13 protein-coding genes are annotated in these 18,027 nt (G+C 36.7%); all 13 read left to right on the plus strand.

The features are described from left to right. Positions 1–155: 155 nt before the first annotated feature. The 13 genes from FZF09_RS07335 (at position 156) to FZF09_RS07395 (ending at position 17,998) form a co-directional block, all read left to right on the plus strand. Complete coding sequence (locus tag FZF09_RS07335; RefSeq protein ID WP_158735924.1) at positions 156–2,042, plus strand: TRAP transporter permease; 1,887 nt, start codon at positions 156–158, stop codon at positions 2,040–2,042. Between the two features lie 331 nt (positions 2,043–2,373). Then, positions 2,374–4,425, plus strand: a complete 2,052-nt coding sequence (locus FZF09_RS07340; protein WP_158735925.1) for a hydantoinase/oxoprolinase family protein — start codon at positions 2,374–2,376, stop codon at positions 4,423–4,425. 14 nt (positions 4,426–4,439) lie between these two features. Next, a complete protein-coding gene (locus FZF09_RS07345; protein WP_158735926.1) occupies positions 4,440–6,113 on the plus strand; it encodes a hydantoinase B/oxoprolinase family protein in 1,674 nt (557 codons plus the stop codon). 64 nt (positions 6,114–6,177) lie between these two features. Then, on the plus strand, positions 6,178–7,212 hold the full coding sequence (locus FZF09_RS07350; protein ID WP_158735927.1) for an ornithine cyclodeaminase: 1,035 nt from the start codon (positions 6,178–6,180) through the stop codon (positions 7,210–7,212). 276 nt (positions 7,213–7,488) lie between these two features. Next, positions 7,489–8,064: a TetR/AcrR family transcriptional regulator gene (locus FZF09_RS07355; RefSeq protein ID WP_158735928.1), complete on the plus strand. Its 576-nt coding sequence runs from the start codon at positions 7,489–7,491 to the stop codon at positions 8,062–8,064. Between the two features lie 145 nt (positions 8,065–8,209). Then, on the plus strand, positions 8,210–9,139 hold the full coding sequence (locus FZF09_RS07360; RefSeq protein ID WP_158735929.1) for an NAD(P)H-binding protein: 930 nt from the start codon (positions 8,210–8,212) through the stop codon (positions 9,137–9,139). A 1,165-nt stretch (positions 9,140–10,304) separates the two neighbouring features. Next, positions 10,305–11,318: a tripartite tricarboxylate transporter substrate binding protein gene (locus FZF09_RS07365; protein WP_158735930.1), complete on the plus strand. Its 1,014-nt coding sequence runs from the start codon at positions 10,305–10,307 to the stop codon at positions 11,316–11,318. A 29-nt stretch (positions 11,319–11,347) separates the two neighbouring features. Further along, entirely contained in the window at positions 11,348–11,833 is a 486-nt protein-coding gene (locus FZF09_RS07370; protein ID WP_158735931.1) for a tripartite tricarboxylate transporter TctB family protein, read from the plus strand. Positions 11,834–11,936: 103 nt separating this feature from the next. After that, the gene (locus FZF09_RS07375) at positions 11,937–13,460 is read left to right on the plus strand and encodes a tripartite tricarboxylate transporter permease (protein ID WP_158735932.1); all 1,524 of its coding nucleotides are present in this window, start codon (positions 11,937–11,939) and stop codon (positions 13,458–13,460) included. Beyond that, a complete protein-coding gene (locus FZF09_RS07380; RefSeq protein ID WP_158735933.1) occupies positions 13,457–14,887 on the plus strand; it encodes an NAD(P)H-dependent oxidoreductase in 1,431 nt (476 codons plus the stop codon). Before FZF09_RS07375 ends, FZF09_RS07380 begins: the two co-directional genes overlap by 4 nt. Positions 14,888–14,955: 68 nt before the next feature. Beyond that, positions 14,956–16,296 (plus strand): four-carbon acid sugar kinase family protein, encoded by a 1,341-nt coding sequence (locus FZF09_RS07385; protein ID WP_158735934.1) that lies wholly within the window; start codon positions 14,956–14,958, stop codon positions 16,294–16,296. A gap of 20 nt (positions 16,297–16,316) precedes the next feature. Continuing rightward, complete coding sequence (locus FZF09_RS07390) at positions 16,317–16,958, plus strand: GntR family transcriptional regulator (protein WP_233269430.1); 642 nt, start codon at positions 16,317–16,319, stop codon at positions 16,956–16,958. 17 nt (positions 16,959–16,975) lie between these two features. Continuing rightward, a complete protein-coding gene (locus FZF09_RS07395; protein WP_158735935.1) occupies positions 16,976–17,998 on the plus strand; it encodes a zinc-dependent alcohol dehydrogenase in 1,023 nt (340 codons plus the stop codon). The last annotated feature ends 29 nt before the right edge of the window (positions 17,999–18,027 follow it).

Consider the following 18,027-nt stretch of genomic DNA (forward strand, 5'->3'; position numbering starts at 1 on the left):
ATATGGGGTTTATGGAAACAGTAAATGATAAACTACAACTTCTAACGTACAGGATGTACTAATGCCGCCGTGGCCACGAAACGCGGCGTTATTAGGCGGCTTCCTTTACTTGGCGAAAAGTTAGTTTTCTAAAAATCGGTAGGTGGTGAAAAATAATGAAAGATGCACTGTTTAAAATAACAGGGGTAATACTTTCTCTCTTTGTAGTATGGGTTCTCAACTTTTACCCTTTAGGGCCTAATATATTTAGGCCAGCTATTGTACTTTTGTCGAGCATAATTATTTTTACTGTCTACAAATCAAAATATAGATGGGTTGACTATTTGCTCTTAATTTTGGGAGTCATTACGTTTGGTTATGCGCTTAAAGAAATAGAAGGTGTATTAGATAGAGCAGGTATATTTAGTACAAACCTTGATCTTATTTTTGGCACACTAGCCATTATATTAGTGTTAGAAATGACAAGAAGAACTGTTGGAATAGCACTTCCAGTAATTGGTCTAGTCTTTTTTTTATATGCTATTTTCGGCCAGATGTTACCGGGAGAACTTTCTCACGGTGGTTATTCTTACGCCAGGATCATTACAGCTCTTTTTACTTACAATGGGATTTTTGGAACAGCACTTGCAGTGGTAGCGACGTTTGTAGCCATGTTTATTGTTTTTGCAGCTATTTTAAATTTAACTGGGGTAGGAAATATTTTCTTAGATTTATCGAAGGGAATTGCCGGGAAGCGCAAAGGTGGTCCTGCAAAGATTGCAACCATTTCTAGTGCATTATTTGGGAGTATATCAGGAAGTGCGGTAGCAAACGTAGCGTCTACAGGCTCTTTTACCATACCAATGATGAAAAAACTTGGTTACAAAGGCACTTCGGCAGCGGCAATAGAATCAGCTGCATCCACTGGTGGGCAAATTATGCCTCCTATCATGGCCGCTGGGGCGTTTTTAATGGCGGATACACTTGGTGTACCTTATACAGAAATCATTAAAGCAGCGTTAATACCTGCAGTACTCTATTTTATTACCATATGGTTTACGATAGATTTTAGATCAGCAAGGAGAGGATTAAAAGGTTTACCACCGGAAGAAATACCAAGTGTTAAAAAACTTATATTAAAAGATGGCGTTATGTTATTGCCTCTCGTTATCTTAATTGTTGAACTTACCGTTTTTAAAGTGTCTCCGGTACGAGCAGCTTTTATTGCTATTGTTCTGGCTCTTCTAATAAGTTTCTTTAGAAAAGAAAGCAGGCCGAGTTTTACAGGTATATATAATACGCTATTCCAGGCTTCCAAAGGAATCGTGTCTATTATAGCACCCGTTACATGTGCTGGCATTATTATAGGCGTCATTGGTCTAACAGGTATAGGTGGGAAGATTGCAAGTTTAGTCATTAGTCTCTCAGGGGGTATCTTAATTGTAGCATTAATTCTAGCTATGGTTACAGCTATTATCTTTGGTATGGGACTACCTACGACAGTTGCTTATTTACTAGTGGTATCAGTGTTAGCACCAGTGTTATCTGAGTTAGGAATACAACCAATAGCTGCACATTTATTTATTTTCTACTTCGCTTGTTTATCTGGAATTACCCCTCCAGTGGCGTTAGCTTCCTATACCGGAGCGAATATTGCAGGAGCTCCACCTATGAGGACAGCTTTCGAATCAAGCAAGATAGCAATCGCAGCATATATCTTACCTTTCTTTTTTGTATTTGAACCAGCTCTTTTAATGAATGGAACATGGCCAACTATTACTGTCGTATTTATCACTGCTTTAATAGGTGTATTTGCCATAGCAGCTAGTTTAGAAGGTTGGTTGATAGGAAGATTGAGTTTGCTTAAGCGAGGAGTGTTATTCCTTTCATCGATTGTTCTTATAACACCTGGATGGATTACTGATATTATTGGCATCGCTCTTTTGGTCATAGTTGCTTTTTTTCAATATTACAAGAGTAGATTACGAAATGGGAAAGATTCAACTTCGGAAATACAAGAGAACGTAGAAGAGAAAAAGATAAATAGAAGTGCTTGGTTCTGATCAATTCAAGAGGAGAGATTTTCCTTAAATGGGATAGGTGTTTATTTTATGAAACATAACTTGAAATAATTTCTCTCCTTAAAGTCCCTTTATTGTTTAGTTTTTAAAATAGATTAGTATTCGCTGTTTAACGCCCGTCTTCTGAGTACACATAGAAAAACTTTTTGAACAGTTGTCCGAGCACAATGGTCAGCACCCGTGTAGGCCAATTCGTATTGGCGACATGTGTACCTCTTATATGTCGACGTGACGTTTTCAGAGAATGTCTGGTTTTATTGGCATGATTATTGCATTTATTAAAAAGTGAATATTCAATAAAGGAGGAAAATTCATGGGTTATAAGCTAGGGGTCGATGTTGGAGGAACATTTACAGACCTATGTTTGTTTGATGAAGAAGAGAAAAAAAATATGGTTTTAAAACTTCCTTCAACTCCTCAAGATCCATCAAAAGCAATAATTGAAGGAATTAAAAATATTTTGTCTATTAATAAGGTTAACCCTAACAAAGTTAATTATTTAGTTCACGGAACGACAGTAGGAACAAATGCAGCTATTGAGAGAAAAGGTGCTAAAACGGCATTAATTACTACTGAAGGATTTAGAGATTTATTAGAATTGGCGAGGCAGACAAGGCCATCCATTTACGATCTTTATAAAGATAAACCAGAACCTATAGTAAAGAGAAACCTTCGAAAAGAAGTAACAGAACGTCTTCGGTTTGATGGAACAGTTGAGAAATCACTTAATAAAGAACAAGTAAGTGATGTGTTGGAAGAAATGCTTAAAGATGATATTGAAGCTGTGTCTGTTTGTTTCATGCATTCATATTTAAATCCCGCCCATGAAAAAGAAGTTAAACAGATAATCCAGGAGATCTTACCCGATGTATATGTTTCGGTGTCTAGTGAAGTCCTCCCAGAGTATAGAGAATATGAAAGATTAATGACTACAACATTAAATAGTTATTTAGGGCCTGTAGTCAGTAAATATGTTAATAATTTTGCTGAAAATATTAAAGAGATAGGAATAGAAACAAAACCTTACATTAACCAATCAAATAGCGGTGTCATGTCTATAGAAGTTACCAAAAATAACCCTGTTAGAACTGCTTTATCAGGCCCTAGCGCAGGCGTGGCTGGAGCAGCTTACATTGCCAAACTAGCAGGTTTTGAGGATATCATCACCTTTGATATGGGTGGGACTAGTACAGATGTTTCGTTAATGCAACATTCTATTCCCAAGGTTGCCACCGGAAAATCAGTAGCTGGTTTTCCAGTTCAGGTACCCATGACTGATGTTCATGCAGTAGGTGCTGGCGGGGGGAGTATTGCTTGGATTGACAATGGGGGAGTTCTAAAAGTGGGACCGCACAGCGCAGGTGCTAGTCCAGGGCCAGCAGCTTATGATAAGGGTGGAACAGAGCCAACGGTTACAGATGCAAACGTTTTTTTAAAAAGATTAAATCCAGAATATATTTTAGAGGGCAGTATGCCGATTAATTATGCAGCAGCAAATGAGGTTATTGAAGATAAACTTTCTGTGCAAACAGGTTTATCAGTAATAGACGCAGCAAAAGGGATACTTAAAATTGTTAACTCTAATATGATGCGTGCTATTCGAGTGGTTTCTGTGGAACAAGGCCATGACCCTCGTGAATTCACCCTTGTGGCTTTCGGCGGAGCAGGAGCATTACATGCTGCTCACGTGGCAAAGGAATTAGGAATTAAAAAGGTACTTGTACCAGATAGCCCAGGTATTTTATGTGCGGTGGGCTTACTAGCTTCTGACTTGAGAATGGACTTTGTTAAGACAGAGAGATTAAAAGCTGCCCCCCAAAATCTATCTCTGATTGATGAAAAACTAAATGAGTTAATTACTGAAGCTAAAGAATGGTTGCTAGAAGAGGGAGTGCCTATGGAGCAGCAAATGATTGATTGCAAAATAGATATAAGGTATGTAGGGCAAAATTATGAGTTATCTATCCCTATTAAAGGAGCATTGAAAACAGAAGAAAACCTAAAGGTGTTACAACAGGCATTTCATAGTGAACACGAAAAGGCTTATGGCTATGCGAATGAAAGAGAAGAGGTAGAATGTATTAATTACCGTGTAATAGGAAGAGGAGCTACTTCTAAGATAAATCTAAGGAGTCATGAGGCAGGCAGTACAGATGCTTCTCATGCCGTTTTAGGAGTGAGGAACGTTTATTTTGATGAAGTTGATGCGTTCATAAATACAAAAGTTTATCAAAGAAAAAAGCTAAAACCTAATAACATTATAGAAGGCCCTGCGATTGTTGAACAAATGGATTCCACTACTGTCATACCACCTCATTCAAAAGCACAAGTAGATCTTTACAAGAATATTATTATCAATCTGTAGGAGGACAAAATGAAATGAAAACTAAATCCATTGATCCTATTACTGTAGAAGTTATGGGAAATGCTCTATTATCTATTGCCGAAGAAATGAGTGTAACTCTCGTACGTACTTCTTATTCTACTAATATCAAAGAACGTAAAGATTCATCAACTGCTATTTTTAATGCGAAGGGGGAAACAATTGCACAAGCTGCAGCCATACCTGTTCACCTAGGATCTATGCTTGGAATTTGTAAAGAGATTCTTGCAAAATACCCATTGGATCAAATAAATCCAGGAGATATGTTTGTCGCTAATGATCCTTACAACGGAGGGGGGACTCATTTACCGGATATTACAATTGCACAACCGGTGTTTAAAGATGGAGAAATACAGGCTTTTGTTGCAAATATTGCTCACCACTCGGATGTTGGTGGGAAAGTAGCAGGAAGTTCATCAGGAGATTGTACTAGCATTTTTCAAGAAGGGTTAAGAATACCACCTATTAAAATATGCAGCAAGGGAATTATCAACCAGGATATCATAGATATGATTCTATTGAATTGTCGTACCCCGAAAGAAAGATTAGGAGATTTATGGGCTCAAATTGCCTCAAATCGAATAGGTGAGAATAGAATTGAGGAATTAATAAATAAGTATGGGAAATTTATGTTTAAAGAAGGACTAGAAGCATTTTTAAAATATGCAGAAAATAAAATCCGAGATGGTATTAAACAAATTCCAAATGGTGTTTACGAATTCACAGATTACCTTGACGATGATGGCATTGAATTAACAAAAAAACATTTACCCATAAAGGTTTCGGTAAAGGTTCAAGAGGATCATATTATTTTAGATTTCACTGGGTCTGTGAAACAGGTAAAAGGAGGAATTAATGTAGTAAAAACAGCATTATATGCAACCATTTATTATGCCTTAAAAGCAATTATAGATTCTGAGATTCCTTCAAACGCTGGATATTATCGAGCAATTGAAGTAATTGCCCCTGAAGGTACCATTGTCAACGCTACTCCACCAGCAGCAGTGGGAGGCAGAACGGATACTTGCCAAAGAATAGTGGATGTTATTTACGGTGCTCTCGCTAAAGCAGTACCTGAAAAAGTGGTTGCTGGATGTAATAGTGCTGTTACGACTGTATTATTTTCAGGAACGGATCCACGTAATAATAATTTCTTTGTTTATCCAGAATCTTTAGGCGGCGGTTTAGGGGCCAGGTCAAACAAAGATGGAATAGATGGGGTCCATGTTCATGTTACAAATTCATCCAATCTCCCTATTGAATGTTTAGAAATGGAGTACCCAATAATGATTGAAAAATTTGAATTTATAAAAGATTCTGGAGGGGCTGGGAAGTATCGAGGAGGTCTAGGTATAAGACGGGATTACAAGATTACTGTACCAATGGAGTTTGCTTCTCATGCTGATAGACAAAAAAATGCACCTTGGGGTCTATTAGGCGGAAAACCTGGAAAAACTGGAAAATTTGTTATAAATCCGGGTACGAAAGAGGAAAAAATTTTACAGTCAGGCAAAGTATCAGAAATAGAGCTCAAACCAGGAGATATATTAAGTGCTCAAACTCCGGGTTCTGGTGGTTATGGCCTTCCTTCTGAAAGGGAGGAGAAGAGAATAAAGGAAGATATATTACTAGAAAAAACTACTCTACACCAAGCGGAAAAAGATTACTGAAAAAACATTGGAATCACGCTATCAATGATAGATTATGAAAATTTGAGAAGAAGGGATGAATCGGATGAGTGAATTAAAGACATTATTTTTAGATCAAAGTGACGTGAAAAAATGCGGTGGAGGAAACATATCAAAATTTATAGAGACAATGGAAGAGGTGTTCTCCCTTCACGACAAAGGAGATTATATACTACCAAATAAAACAGTACTACGCTGGGGAGATATGGACTCAGAATCACAAACAGGACGGATTAACTCCATGCCTGGCTTCATAGGAGGGAAATTTAATACTAGTGGGATTAAGTGGATATCTAGCTCGCCCAACAATCCATTCAAACATCACCTCCCTAGAGCTGCAGGAATCATTATTCTAAATGATCCTGAAACGTTGATGCCGGTGACAGTTATGGATGGAACCCTTATAAGTGCTATGAGAACCGGAGCTAATTCGGGTGTAGTCGCAAAGTATATGGCTAAAAAGAACTCAAAAGTATTGGGGCTTATTGGAGCGGGCGTGCAAAACAGAACACAACTCATGGCTATCTATCACACTGTCCCCACTCTAGAAAAAGTAAAAATTACAGATTTAAACGCAGAGCGAGCCAAAAACTTTGCAAACGAGATGAAAAAAGTTATTCCATTGCCATTTGAAATTGTAAACAGCGCAGAAGAAGCTGTACGTGAATCTGACATATTTATCACAGCAACTGTTACAGAAACCCCAATTGTTAAGTCGGAATGGATAAAAGAAGGTTCACTCTATATCCATGTTGGCAGTCACGAATGTGAATTTGATGTGATCAATCAGTCCAATAAAGTTGTCGTTGATGATTGGGGAGAATTAAAACATCGCGGTGTGGAAACGATCTCGATTATGTACAAAGAAAATGAATTTGATGAGACTAATTTATACGCCGAGCTTGGAGAGATTGTTAATGGTAAAAAAGCAGGAAGAGAAAATGATACGGAAAAAATTTATTTTAATAGTTGTGGTCTAGGGATACAAGATCTTGCTATTGCAAAAATTGTTTATGAAAAAGCTATTAGAGAAAATCATGGTCAATGGATCTCATTTTGGGATCAGCCTTCTTTCGTATAACATATAAGGATAAAGGAAGGGCAGGTTGTAATATATTCTGCCCTCCTAAGATTCTACACAATTGAATCTAAATAATGATAGGGAAACAAAAAACAGTTAATATATGAAATTTTCTCCGATCTGAAAGTGTGAAGCATTACATATCCTTCTCTTTAGCGATTGCAGATTCGTTTACAACTATAGATGAAGTGATTCATTATAATAAACAATTTGACAAAGCAGGAAAAATTTCTTATCCTTTAATTGAACAGCGGTTAATTAAAGGGGATTGAAAATTTGTCACCTAGAAAAGCAGTAGATCAAGAGTTATCAAGAGAGATTATCATGGAAGCAGCCCGTAAATTGTTTGTAAAACACGGCTACCAGAATGTATCTATAAGAAAAATTGCCCAAACATTAGATTACAGTCACGGGTCTATTTATTATCATTTCAAGAACAAGGCTGAATTATTTTATTCATTAGTGGATCAGGACTTTTCTATGCTCAATATAAAATTAGATGAGATATTGAAGCGTTCGATTTCTCCTAATGAAAAGATAAAAGCTGTTCTGTTAGGGTACATTCAATTTGGATTAACACATCAGAACCACTATGAAATTATGTTTCTCATAAAAGATGAAGAAATAAAAAACTACGTTATCGACGGACCGAACAAGACATATGAAAAGTTTGCACAGGCAATCTATACTTTGTCTAGTAATGGGGTGAATGTAAAAACGATTTGGACGGTCTTTTTAATGCTTCATGGTTTTGTTGCTCATTATTGTCACAGCGGTCAGAGCTTCCAGGATGTAAGCGGTTTTGCCGAATCATATGTCGATGATATTTTAACTGGCATTTTGCAAGCATAATTTTTTACCTTGGGAATGTTTAACTTTGTTAAAGAATCAAAGTATAAGCAAACTACGACTTCCACCATTGGTACTTGGCGGGAAGTCGAGTTTTCTTAACCATTAATTGAACGGTGGTTAATTAATATAAGTTAGGGGGAAAATAATGAAAAAAGCATTGGTTTTAGGCGCTTCTGGTTCTATGGGAAATGCCATTACTTTTGAATTGGTAAGCCGGGGGGTTGAAGTGGCAGCATTTGCACGAAACAAGAAAAAGCTGGACCAACTTTTCGGTGATAAGAAGCACGTTCAGGTTTTGTCAGGGGACGTATTTAACAGTGCTGACGTGATACATGCTGCAACCGATGCGGATGTGATTTTTCACGCGATAAACATTCCATATCCCGAGTGGGCCGTAAAGCAGCACGTGCTGTTAAACAATATCCTACAAGCTGCAAAAACAAACAAAACGAAGCTTGCTCTAGTGGATAACATATATGCTTATGGAAGAAGCAATGGAAATGCGATTTCAGAAGAGTTTCCAAAAAAACCGCACACGAAAAAAGGAAGAATACGACTGGAACTTGAAAAAATGGCTAAACAATCAGGCGTTCCGGTGGCCATTGCCCATTTCCCTGATTTCTACGGGCCGCAGATGGGAAATACGCTTCTTCATTATACGTTTCAATCGATGATTCAAAACAAAAGGGCCATGTTTGTCGGAAATCAAGAGATTGCTAGAGAGTATATTTATACGCCTGATGGTGCGAAAGCTATCGTTGAATTAGCTCTTCATGAAAAAGCTTACGGAAAAAATTGGAACATACCAGGGTATGGAACAATCACGGGGAAAGAAATTGTTCAAATCGCAAAAGAACACACGCAGTATACGAAAAAGGTTCGCACCGTTACAAAATCAATGATTCGCTGTTTAGGGTTATTCAACAAGATAATGCGTGAATATGTGGAAATGTATTATTTAAATGAAACACCGGTTGTGTTAAGTGGAAAAAAGTATGAACAAGAAATAGGGTCTTTGCCTCGTACGTCATATAGAGAAGGGATTTTTCAGACTTTGCAATCCATGAAACAGTAAGGAAATGCAAAATGTTTAGTAAAACAAGCAATCGAGAAGAAGTCCATTTCTGTCTTTTAATGCTAGTTTGATTACGAAAGGAGAAATAATGATGAGAGTTTTTTGGTTAAACCGCCCTTTCCGTAAAAGATTTGCATAAGTCAAAAGAGTTTTTCGTTGAGCTTTGTTTTTCTGTCCACTTACATCAGGATAAGGCGGAGTTGGTTATTGGCGAGAAAGAAGTTAGAGGGGGCTTTTTCCTGAGGACACTTTCAAAAATTTTTCAGAACATGAATTGGCAGATCCAAAAACAGGCTGTAGAAGTATTACTTTCTATTGATGACATTCGTTAGCTTTCATCTCCTCTTTATAAAATAACAATCTAGGATAGGCATCTTGAGAATGGGCTTTTGAACTTCCTTAACTGGATGGTCCTGGCATTTTGGGAGAACATTGACCACTATGACTAGAAAGTCATATTCCTCTAAAAATGGTATTAATTGCAGATGATAATGGACAATATAGCCTCCATAATGATCGCTGGAGTGTCTTCATATTCTATATATAAACTCCAAAGCTTTATCGAAAACTCTTCCAATCCGTTATGGGGATTATGTTAAATAGTGGACATGAAGGCTGTCCTCGATCTTTAAAAAATCCTGACTCTCTCCTTTAAACATATAAATTATCCATAATTTTTACTATCTTATTCTTTCAATACGCGTCCACAACATGTGAAGGAGCTGTCCCATCGTCAGATCTATTAGATCTAGGTTATCATATTTTTATGGGGATGATATCTCAGGATAGCCGGATGAGGAAGCATAGCCCCATGAGTATATCCCGTGTTGAAAAGTGTCTCCTCCAAGAGATGCTTGAATCGGAGGTAGTTTCAATTTTGGGTGCATTGTTAAAAGTTCCAATGTGAAAGGAATAAAACAAAAATAATTAAAATTTCAAAAATTAAAATAAATAGCATTGACAAATGAAAGCGCTTGTAATAAGATCTTACTTAAATCACACTTAGATCTTACTTAGATCTAAGTAAGATCTATGGTGATCCCTTTTAATATGAAAGCGTATTTTTACATTTTGGGGGGGGGGAACTGTTCAATTAGTATATTGATTTGAATTCAAGGGTGACTGGAAGAAATAAGTTTTTATTAAAAAAGGGGGAAAATTTTTAATGTATTTAAAAATGCCATTTTTTATTATTATTGCTTTAACTTTTACTCTATCAGCTTGTTCAGGAGGTTCAAATTCTGAAAACGTAGATTCCGGAGCAGAAAGTTCAAACGGATCAGGTACAGATTCTCAAGCCACTGACTACCCTTCAGGTAATATTAATTTTTTAGTTGGTGCAGGGCCTGGGGGTGGAACTGACAATTTTGCGAGGTCTTTAGTCGAACAATTTGAAGAAATGTACGATACAAATGTTAATGTTACAAATTTAGAGCAAGCTTCCGGTGCGGTAGCTAATGAAAGAACAGCTAATGAAGAGCCAGATGGACATACCTTAAATTTTGCTTCATCCACCTATATTATTACGGTAGCAGCAGGTCAAAATAATACAGGTCTTGATGAGTTGACGCCGGTAGCTAGAATGCAATCTGATATTCTCTCAATTACAGTGGATCCAGAACAGTTTGAAGATTTTGACGAATTTAAAGAATTTGCTGAAAACAATCCTGGTGAATTAACTGTGGGAGGGACACACGCTGCTTCTCCCGATGAAATGGGCTTATTAGAATTGAATGAGGCTTCAGGATTAGACTTGGACTATGTACCATATGATGGTTCTGGTGAAGCACAAGCGGATCTTTTAGGTGGCAATATTGATGCTCTATTAGAGTATCCTAGTGCAATGTTGGACTATGTTGAATCTGGAGATATGCAGCCCATTTTGTTCTTGGCAGAAGAAAGGTTGGATGAATTTTCGGATGTTCCTACTACAACCGAATACGGCTGGGATGTAACAAATGGTAATGAAAGAGGTGTATTGGTGGATGCAGACACACCAGATGAAATTATAAAGGAGCTTGAAGAGGCCCTCCACACTATTTATGAATCCGATGAATACAAGGAATATGAAGAAAGCAACCATCTGCATTATAGAGAAGGCTGGATGGGTGCAGAAGAATATAGACAAAAGTTAGAAGAAAATAAAGAAATGTACGAAGAATTTTTAAACAATAAATAAAATTAGTTATACAGATGGAGATATAAACTATGAGAGTATTTTCTGTTTTAACTATTATTTTTGCTTTGTTTTTTTTACCGTTTGCATTGGAATTAGAAAGTTCTAGTGAGGTCTCTACAATTATTGGGCCGCGCACTTGGCCTTTGTATATTTTGATCTTTATTTTAGTGTTAGCTGTATATCATTTAATAAAAACAGAATTGGAGAAAAAAAGAGATCAATCTGCGGAAGATAGTAACGTAGATGAATACGGAGAATCAGATCATAAACAATTAGGTGAAGAGGAAAAAGGATGGTTCGAGAATTATAGACACTTTATACTCTTAGCTACCATTGTCATATATTGTATATTAATTAATTTATTAGGTTTTTTACCGGCTACTTTTATATTTATAGCTGTTTGCAGTATCGTCCTAGGTTTAAAAAATAAACTATACGTATTAATAACGACAGTGGTAGGATCTTTTATGATTTTTATGTTGTTTGATTATGTCTTAAACATTCCTTTGCCGTAAAAAAAGAAAAGTAACTGAACTAATGCCAAGCTAAAGCGCTTTTGCGATAGTTTTCAGAAAGTAATAATTTGTTGGAAGCATTTTTGCTAAGGAAGGTATTCTTATGTGGGAAAATTTAAGTAATGGCTTGATGACTATCATCGAGCCTACACATTTTATTATTCTTATGGCAGCCGTCATTATAGGGTTTCTAGGTGGAGCTTTACCTGGACTTAGTGGTGTTATGCTAGTAGTTATATTATTACCTGTTACCTATGGAATGGATGCTACCAGTGCTTTCATGTTACTAACTGCCATTTATGGAGCAACAGTTTTTTCTGGATTAATCACTGCTATTTTATATAGGGCTCCAGGGACACCTGAGGCAGTGACTACAGTCTTTGATGGTTACCCAATGACCCAAAAGGGTGAGGCTGGAAAAGCGCTAGGTATTGGAATTTCTAGTTCAGCTATTGGTGGGATGATAGGAACCATTTTTCTTATCCTTTTAACTCCTACGCTGGCAAATTTTGCTCTTCGATTCTCAGCACCTGAATATTTTGCACTTGCCATTCTAGGGTTAACAGTAGTAGCGTCTTTAAGTCGAGGCAAGTTAACCCTAGGATTAATAGGAGTCCTTTTCGGATTGTTTATTTCCTCTATTGGAACTGATCCATTAACAGGTGCACATAGGTTCTCCTTTAATAGTGCTAATTTTAGCAGTGGTATTGAGCTTGTACCCGTCATTATAGGTCTATTTGCTATTTCTGAAATACTGAATAGATCCTCGAAAAAAGAAAATATGGAACAAAAAGTTACGAAAGTAAAAACAAAAATTTTCGATTCTAATTTAATGAAGAAGATTACCGGTACATTGGCTCGTTCCTCCCTACTTGGCTCAATAATTGGTATTTTGCCAGGGATTGGAGCCAGTACAGCTTCGATGCTTAGTTATAGTGAGGCTGTAAGGTGGTCCAAAACTCCTGAAAAATTTGGAACTGGTGCCCCTGAGGGAATAGCTGCACCTGAATCAGCAAATAATGCCGCAGCTATGGGTGCATTAGTCCCCTTATTTGCTTTAGGAATACCAGGGAGTGGAACAACAGCCGTTATATTAGGTGCTTTTATCATGCATGGTTTACAGCCTGGTCCTAGTCTTATGACTACGGAAAGTGACTTAGTATACGCTGTTTTTGCGGGTCTTCTAATAGTCAATCTTATGATTTTGATTTTTTCTAAACCTTTTATTTTCTTGTTTTCAAAGTTGCTAAACGTACCATATTCTGTTATTGGCCCATTAATTATTATTTTCTGTATTATAGGTACGTTTGCTATTCGAAATTCAATGTTTGATGTGTATGTAATGCTCTTTTTTGGGCTTCTAGGGTATCTTTTAGAAAAAGTAGGATTTCCATTAGTAACTATTATATTAGGGGTAGTTTTGGGTCCCATTGCTGAGAGTGAATTTCGTCGAGCACTAGAAATGTCCAATGGTGATTTCTCGATATTCTATGCGAGACCTATTAGTGCTATATTACTGACATTTGCAGGAATTTTCATTATTTTTGCTTTTATTAAGCCGATAATGCAAAGACATAAAAAGAGGGGAAAATTGGAGTATCAAGAAAAAATAGGAGGGAAACCATGATTTATCATCATTTATTTAGGCAAGCAGAAAAAAAAGAGGTGACTGTTGCCGTAATTGGAACAGGCCATTTTGGTAAAGCAATCGTTACTCAACAATCTTATAATAAGCATTTAAAAGTAAATGTCGTAATGGATAAAAATTTGGAAGCAGCTAAACAGGCATTAGTTGATGCTGGAATAAGCGAAGATAAAATTTATTATACAAATAACGCTTCGCAAGCCAATAAAATGCTTCAAAATAATAAATATATCTACACTGATCAGCTGGACGTAATACTACAGGTCGATCAAATCGATGTTGTTTGTGAAGGTACTGGCGTTCCGGAAGTGGGAGCATTACATGCTAAACGGGCTATTGAAAACAAAAAGCACGTGGCGATGGTAAATAAAGAAACAGATTCAGCTGTAGGTCCTATTCTCAAGCAACTAGCTAAAGAAAATGACGTAGTATATACACCGGTCGATGGTGATCAACATGGACTTCTTATGGCTATGTATGAATGGGCGAAGGAAATTGGATTAACTGTAATATCCGGAGGGAAAGCCCGAGACGGAGAGTTTGTCTATGATGAAGAGAAAAAGACAGTATCTATAGAAGCGGATGGTATTACTGTTCATGAATCTAAGACTGTCCAATTAACGAAGGAAGAAGCAAAATACTTTAAACAGATCCCAGAGTCCAATTCTGAAAACTATGTCAGGAAAAGGGAAGAAATATTAAAGGAATTACCAGGAGCGGGAGCCTTTGATCTTTGTGAATTAACTATCATGGCTAATTCCACAAAGCTAACTCCTGATATTTCTGAATTGAATAAGGCTTCTTTAAAAATAACTGAATTACCCATTGCATATTGCAGTAAAAAAGATGGAGGTATTTTCGAAGGAGAAGAGGTTATTGATCTCATTACTTGTTTGAGAAGAGAAGATGAGTCAGGTATGGGGGGAGGAGTGTTCCTAGTTGTACGTTGTGATAATGCGTATTCTAATTATATTTTAACAACGAAAGGTCAAATTCATAACTATGATCGCTCTGCAGCTGTTATATACCGACCTTACCATTTGTGTGGAGTAGAAACATCGACCTCTATTTTAACTGCGGGTTTACTTAATCAGGATACCGGTGGTTTTGACTATAAACCCCGATATGATTTAGTGAAAAAAGCTGCAAGAAATATAAAAGCCGGTGAAACCTTTGGAGATGATCATGACTATTCTATGGCAGCATTAATATGCCCTGCCAAACCAATGTTGGATTCTAACCCCGTTCCTGGCCATTTACTGACAGGAAATAAAGCAAAAGTTGATATCTCAAAAGGGGAAATTATCACTTATGATAAAGTTATAGAACCAGAAAACTCAACCTTGTGGAATTTACGAGAAATGCAGGACAAACGATTTTTGAACGAATCAGCACTTAATAATGTTTAATATGTTCTTTAACGTTATCTTCTTTATCTGACTGAAACTGACCATAATTATTTTGGAGGAAAACTTTTATGAAGAACCGTCTTCTCTTAGGGTTTTATGGTGATGATTTTACGGGTTCTACAGATGCCATGGAATCATTAACCATTAACGGGTTTCGAACAATTTTATTTTTGGAAACTCCCAAAGTAGAAACATTGCAACAATTTGAAGATGTGCAGTGTGTTGGTATTGCTGGGACCTCAAGAGCTAAAACACCTGAAGCTATGTACGAGGAACTTCAACCAGTATACAAACAATTGGCAGAGATTAATCCATATTATGTTCATTATAAAACATGCTCCACCTTCGATTCTTCCTCGGAAGTAGGAAGTATTGGGTATGCTGCTGACTTAGCAAAAGAATATTTTAAAGATCAGCTGTACTATATGTTGATAGCTGCACCACGACTAGGTAGATACACTGTTTTTGGCCAGCATTTTGCAAAAATGAATGAGGAAGTATATCGATTAGATCACCATCCAGTTATGGCAAAACATCCTGTTACTCCTATGGATGAAGCAGACTTGAGTTTACACTTGGGGAAACAGACAAAACAAAAAATTGAAGGAGTAAATGTTTTGGAATTGGAAAAAGGCGAACTGTATGTCTCTCAACTATTGAACAAATTTCAAAACGATAATCAGGAGATTATAGTATTTGATGCGCTGAAAGAAAGTCATACAGAAACGTTTGCAAAAAGCATAGAAATAACAAGAAATGAAAACCCCCAATTTTTGATTGGCTCTTCAGGTATTGGTTATGCTCTGGCAAGCCAATGGTATCAAAAAAGACTCAATAAAACTTCCACAGAAAAGAAAAATGTAACGAAAACAGATAAAGTTTTAGTAGTTTCAGGTAGCCTTTCAGAAATCACAAGTGATCAAATGAAACATGCTATCGAAAACGGTTTTCACGCCGAACCAATACCGTTTGAATATTTTGGAACAAGAGACATACCTCATGAGTTTCTAGAAAAAATAAAAATACTGCTTGAAACAAAGAAAAAAGTTATTATATATACGGCGGCTGGTTCAAAGGATGGATTGGTTGAGAAAACACGAAAACATTTGGAAGGGATTGGAGTAAGTAAAAAAGATATGGGCTCTGTGATTGGACGTGATTTAGGAAAATGGACCAAAAAGTTGGTAGAAGACAGTCAATTACAGAGAGTAATTATTTCAGGAGGGGACACTTCTGGATTTGTCACAAAAGAGCTTGATATTTACGCGTTAGAATTATTAACTAGTATTTCACCTGGAGCTCCCTTATGTAAAGCTTATTCTAAAAATGGTCTATTTGACGGGATAGAGATTGCACTAAAAAGTGGTCAATTAGGAGGGACTAATTTCTATGAACGTGTGATGTCTTGACCATTTAGGAGGATTTTTTTATGAAAACTGAACCGTCAAGTTTGTTATTGAAAGACGTGGCGTATTTTAAAATAAAAAAAGGGATTTTGGAAGAAAGATACAAACCTGGTTCTTTTTTATCAGAAAAAGAATTAATAGATGAGTTAGAGATGAGTAAGACTCCTATTAAATCAGCGATTGTTAGACTGGAAGCGGAAGGTTTTGTAACGGTTTCTGATAAGAGGGGCATAAATATCAATGACTTATCAATTGATCGTATTAATGATATTTATAATTTGCGTATTGCTTTAGAAACATTTAACTGTGAGCAGATTTATAACAGGGTATCAAAAAAAGATCTCGATTCTCTTGAAAAAAATATAAACGAGATGGCTAGTATCGTTGAGGATTTAGATGTTCCGAAATTCGCCGAAATGGATCATGTTTTCCATCGATTGATTAGTAATATTGCAGGAAATCAAGAAATTCAACGAATCTTATTAAACTATCACGATCATTTGTATCGCATCACGCTAAGACATTTAAATAAAGAACCAGAAAGAATGAAAAAATTCTTTCTAGATCATCAAATCATTTTTAAGGAACTGAAAAATCATGATGTGAACTGTGTCAACACAATGAAAAAACACTTAGAAGAATCAAAATTATTGTTATTCCAATAGTATTGGAGTGGATGAGTATGGATGTAGTCTTCATGGAGGATAAAGAAAAAATATCGATAAAGGATTACCAACTACCTTCTTTAAATAAAAATGAGGTATTAATAAAGGTGAAAATGGCTGGTATTTGTGGATCGGATATTAACACTTACAGAGGGCTACACCCTTTCCGGAAACCCCCAGTTATTATGGGGCATGAGGTTTCAGGGGAAGTCGCGGATATAGGAACGGAAGTTAAAAGTTTTCAAAATGGTGATAAAGTAACGGTTGAACCACAGCAAGGGTGTACCCAATGCGAATATTGTCTTAGCGGTAATGAAAATCTCTGTACATTACGCAGAGCACCAGGCGTTGGTAACTGGAGTGGAACCATGGCGGAATATTTTATAGCACCTTCTTCAACTGTTATCAAGCTCCCACCCGAAACATCATTTGAAACGGGGGCATTAATTGAACCTCTTGCTGTTGGATTTCATGCCATAAATAAAGCTAATGTTCAACCAGGAGAAAAAGTAGCCATATTAGGAGCAGGTCCAATAGGGTTATTAACTCAAGCAGCTGCTTTGCACAAAGGAAGTGATTTTGTCATGGTCACAGATATTATTGATTATCCTTTGGATATTTCTCAACAGTTAGGCGCTCACACCACAATAAACGTTGCTTCCTATACTGACTGGGTAAAAGCAGCAATAGATAATGTAGGAGATAAGTTTGACAAAGTAATCATAGCAACTGATGCAAAAGAAATCGTAAACCAAGCTCTGCAATTAACGAAAAGAGGCGGTAAAATAGTTACGGTTGCTATGTTTCATAAAAAACATCTCATTGATGTAAACAATATACAAAGTTTGGAGAAAGAAATTATCGGATGTATGACGTATAATCGTGATGATTTTTTACAAGCTATTGAACTCATAAAGTTTGGAAATATACCAATCGAACAAGTTATTTCCCATATTCTTCCTTATTATGAAGCATCTCAGGGGTTTCGCCTCGTACATCAAAAACAAGATCGATCATTGAAAGTACTACTTCGTTTTTAGTAATCTTTCCTTTTTAGTTAGGAGGCAGG

The organism is Alteribacillus sp. YIM 98480, from assembly GCF_009765375.1.
Taxonomy (GTDB): domain Bacteria; phylum Bacillota; class Bacilli; order Bacillales; family Marinococcaceae; genus Alteribacillus.

Coding starts and splice junctions, on each gene's coding strand:
- FZF09_RS07345 (WP_158735926.1), top strand. CDS start 4,440: ATGAAAACTAAATCCATTGATCCTATTACTGTAGAAGTTATGGGAAAT.
- FZF09_RS07395 (WP_158735935.1), top strand. CDS start 16,976: ATGGATGTAGTCTTCATGGAGGATAAAGAAAAAATATCGATAAAGGAT.
- FZF09_RS07350 (WP_158735927.1), top strand. CDS start 6,178: ATGAGTGAATTAAAGACATTATTTTTAGATCAAAGTGACGTGAAAAAA.
- FZF09_RS07380 (WP_158735933.1), top strand. CDS start 13,457: ATGATTTATCATCATTTATTTAGGCAAGCAGAAAAAAAAGAGGTGACT.
- FZF09_RS07385 (WP_158735934.1), top strand. CDS start 14,956: ATGAAGAACCGTCTTCTCTTAGGGTTTTATGGTGATGATTTTACGGGT.
- FZF09_RS07335 (WP_158735924.1), top strand. CDS start 156: ATGAAAGATGCACTGTTTAAAATAACAGGGGTAATACTTTCTCTCTTT.
- FZF09_RS07370 (WP_158735931.1), top strand. CDS start 11,348: ATGAGAGTATTTTCTGTTTTAACTATTATTTTTGCTTTGTTTTTTTTA.
- FZF09_RS07365 (WP_158735930.1), top strand. CDS start 10,305: ATGTATTTAAAAATGCCATTTTTTATTATTATTGCTTTAACTTTTACT.
- FZF09_RS07390 (WP_233269430.1), top strand. CDS start 16,317: ATGAAAACTGAACCGTCAAGTTTGTTATTGAAAGACGTGGCGTATTTT.
- FZF09_RS07340 (WP_158735925.1), top strand. CDS start 2,374: ATGGGTTATAAGCTAGGGGTCGATGTTGGAGGAACATTTACAGACCTA.
- FZF09_RS07360 (WP_158735929.1), top strand. CDS start 8,210: ATGAAAAAAGCATTGGTTTTAGGCGCTTCTGGTTCTATGGGAAATGCC.
- FZF09_RS07375 (WP_158735932.1), top strand. CDS start 11,937: ATGTGGGAAAATTTAAGTAATGGCTTGATGACTATCATCGAGCCTACA.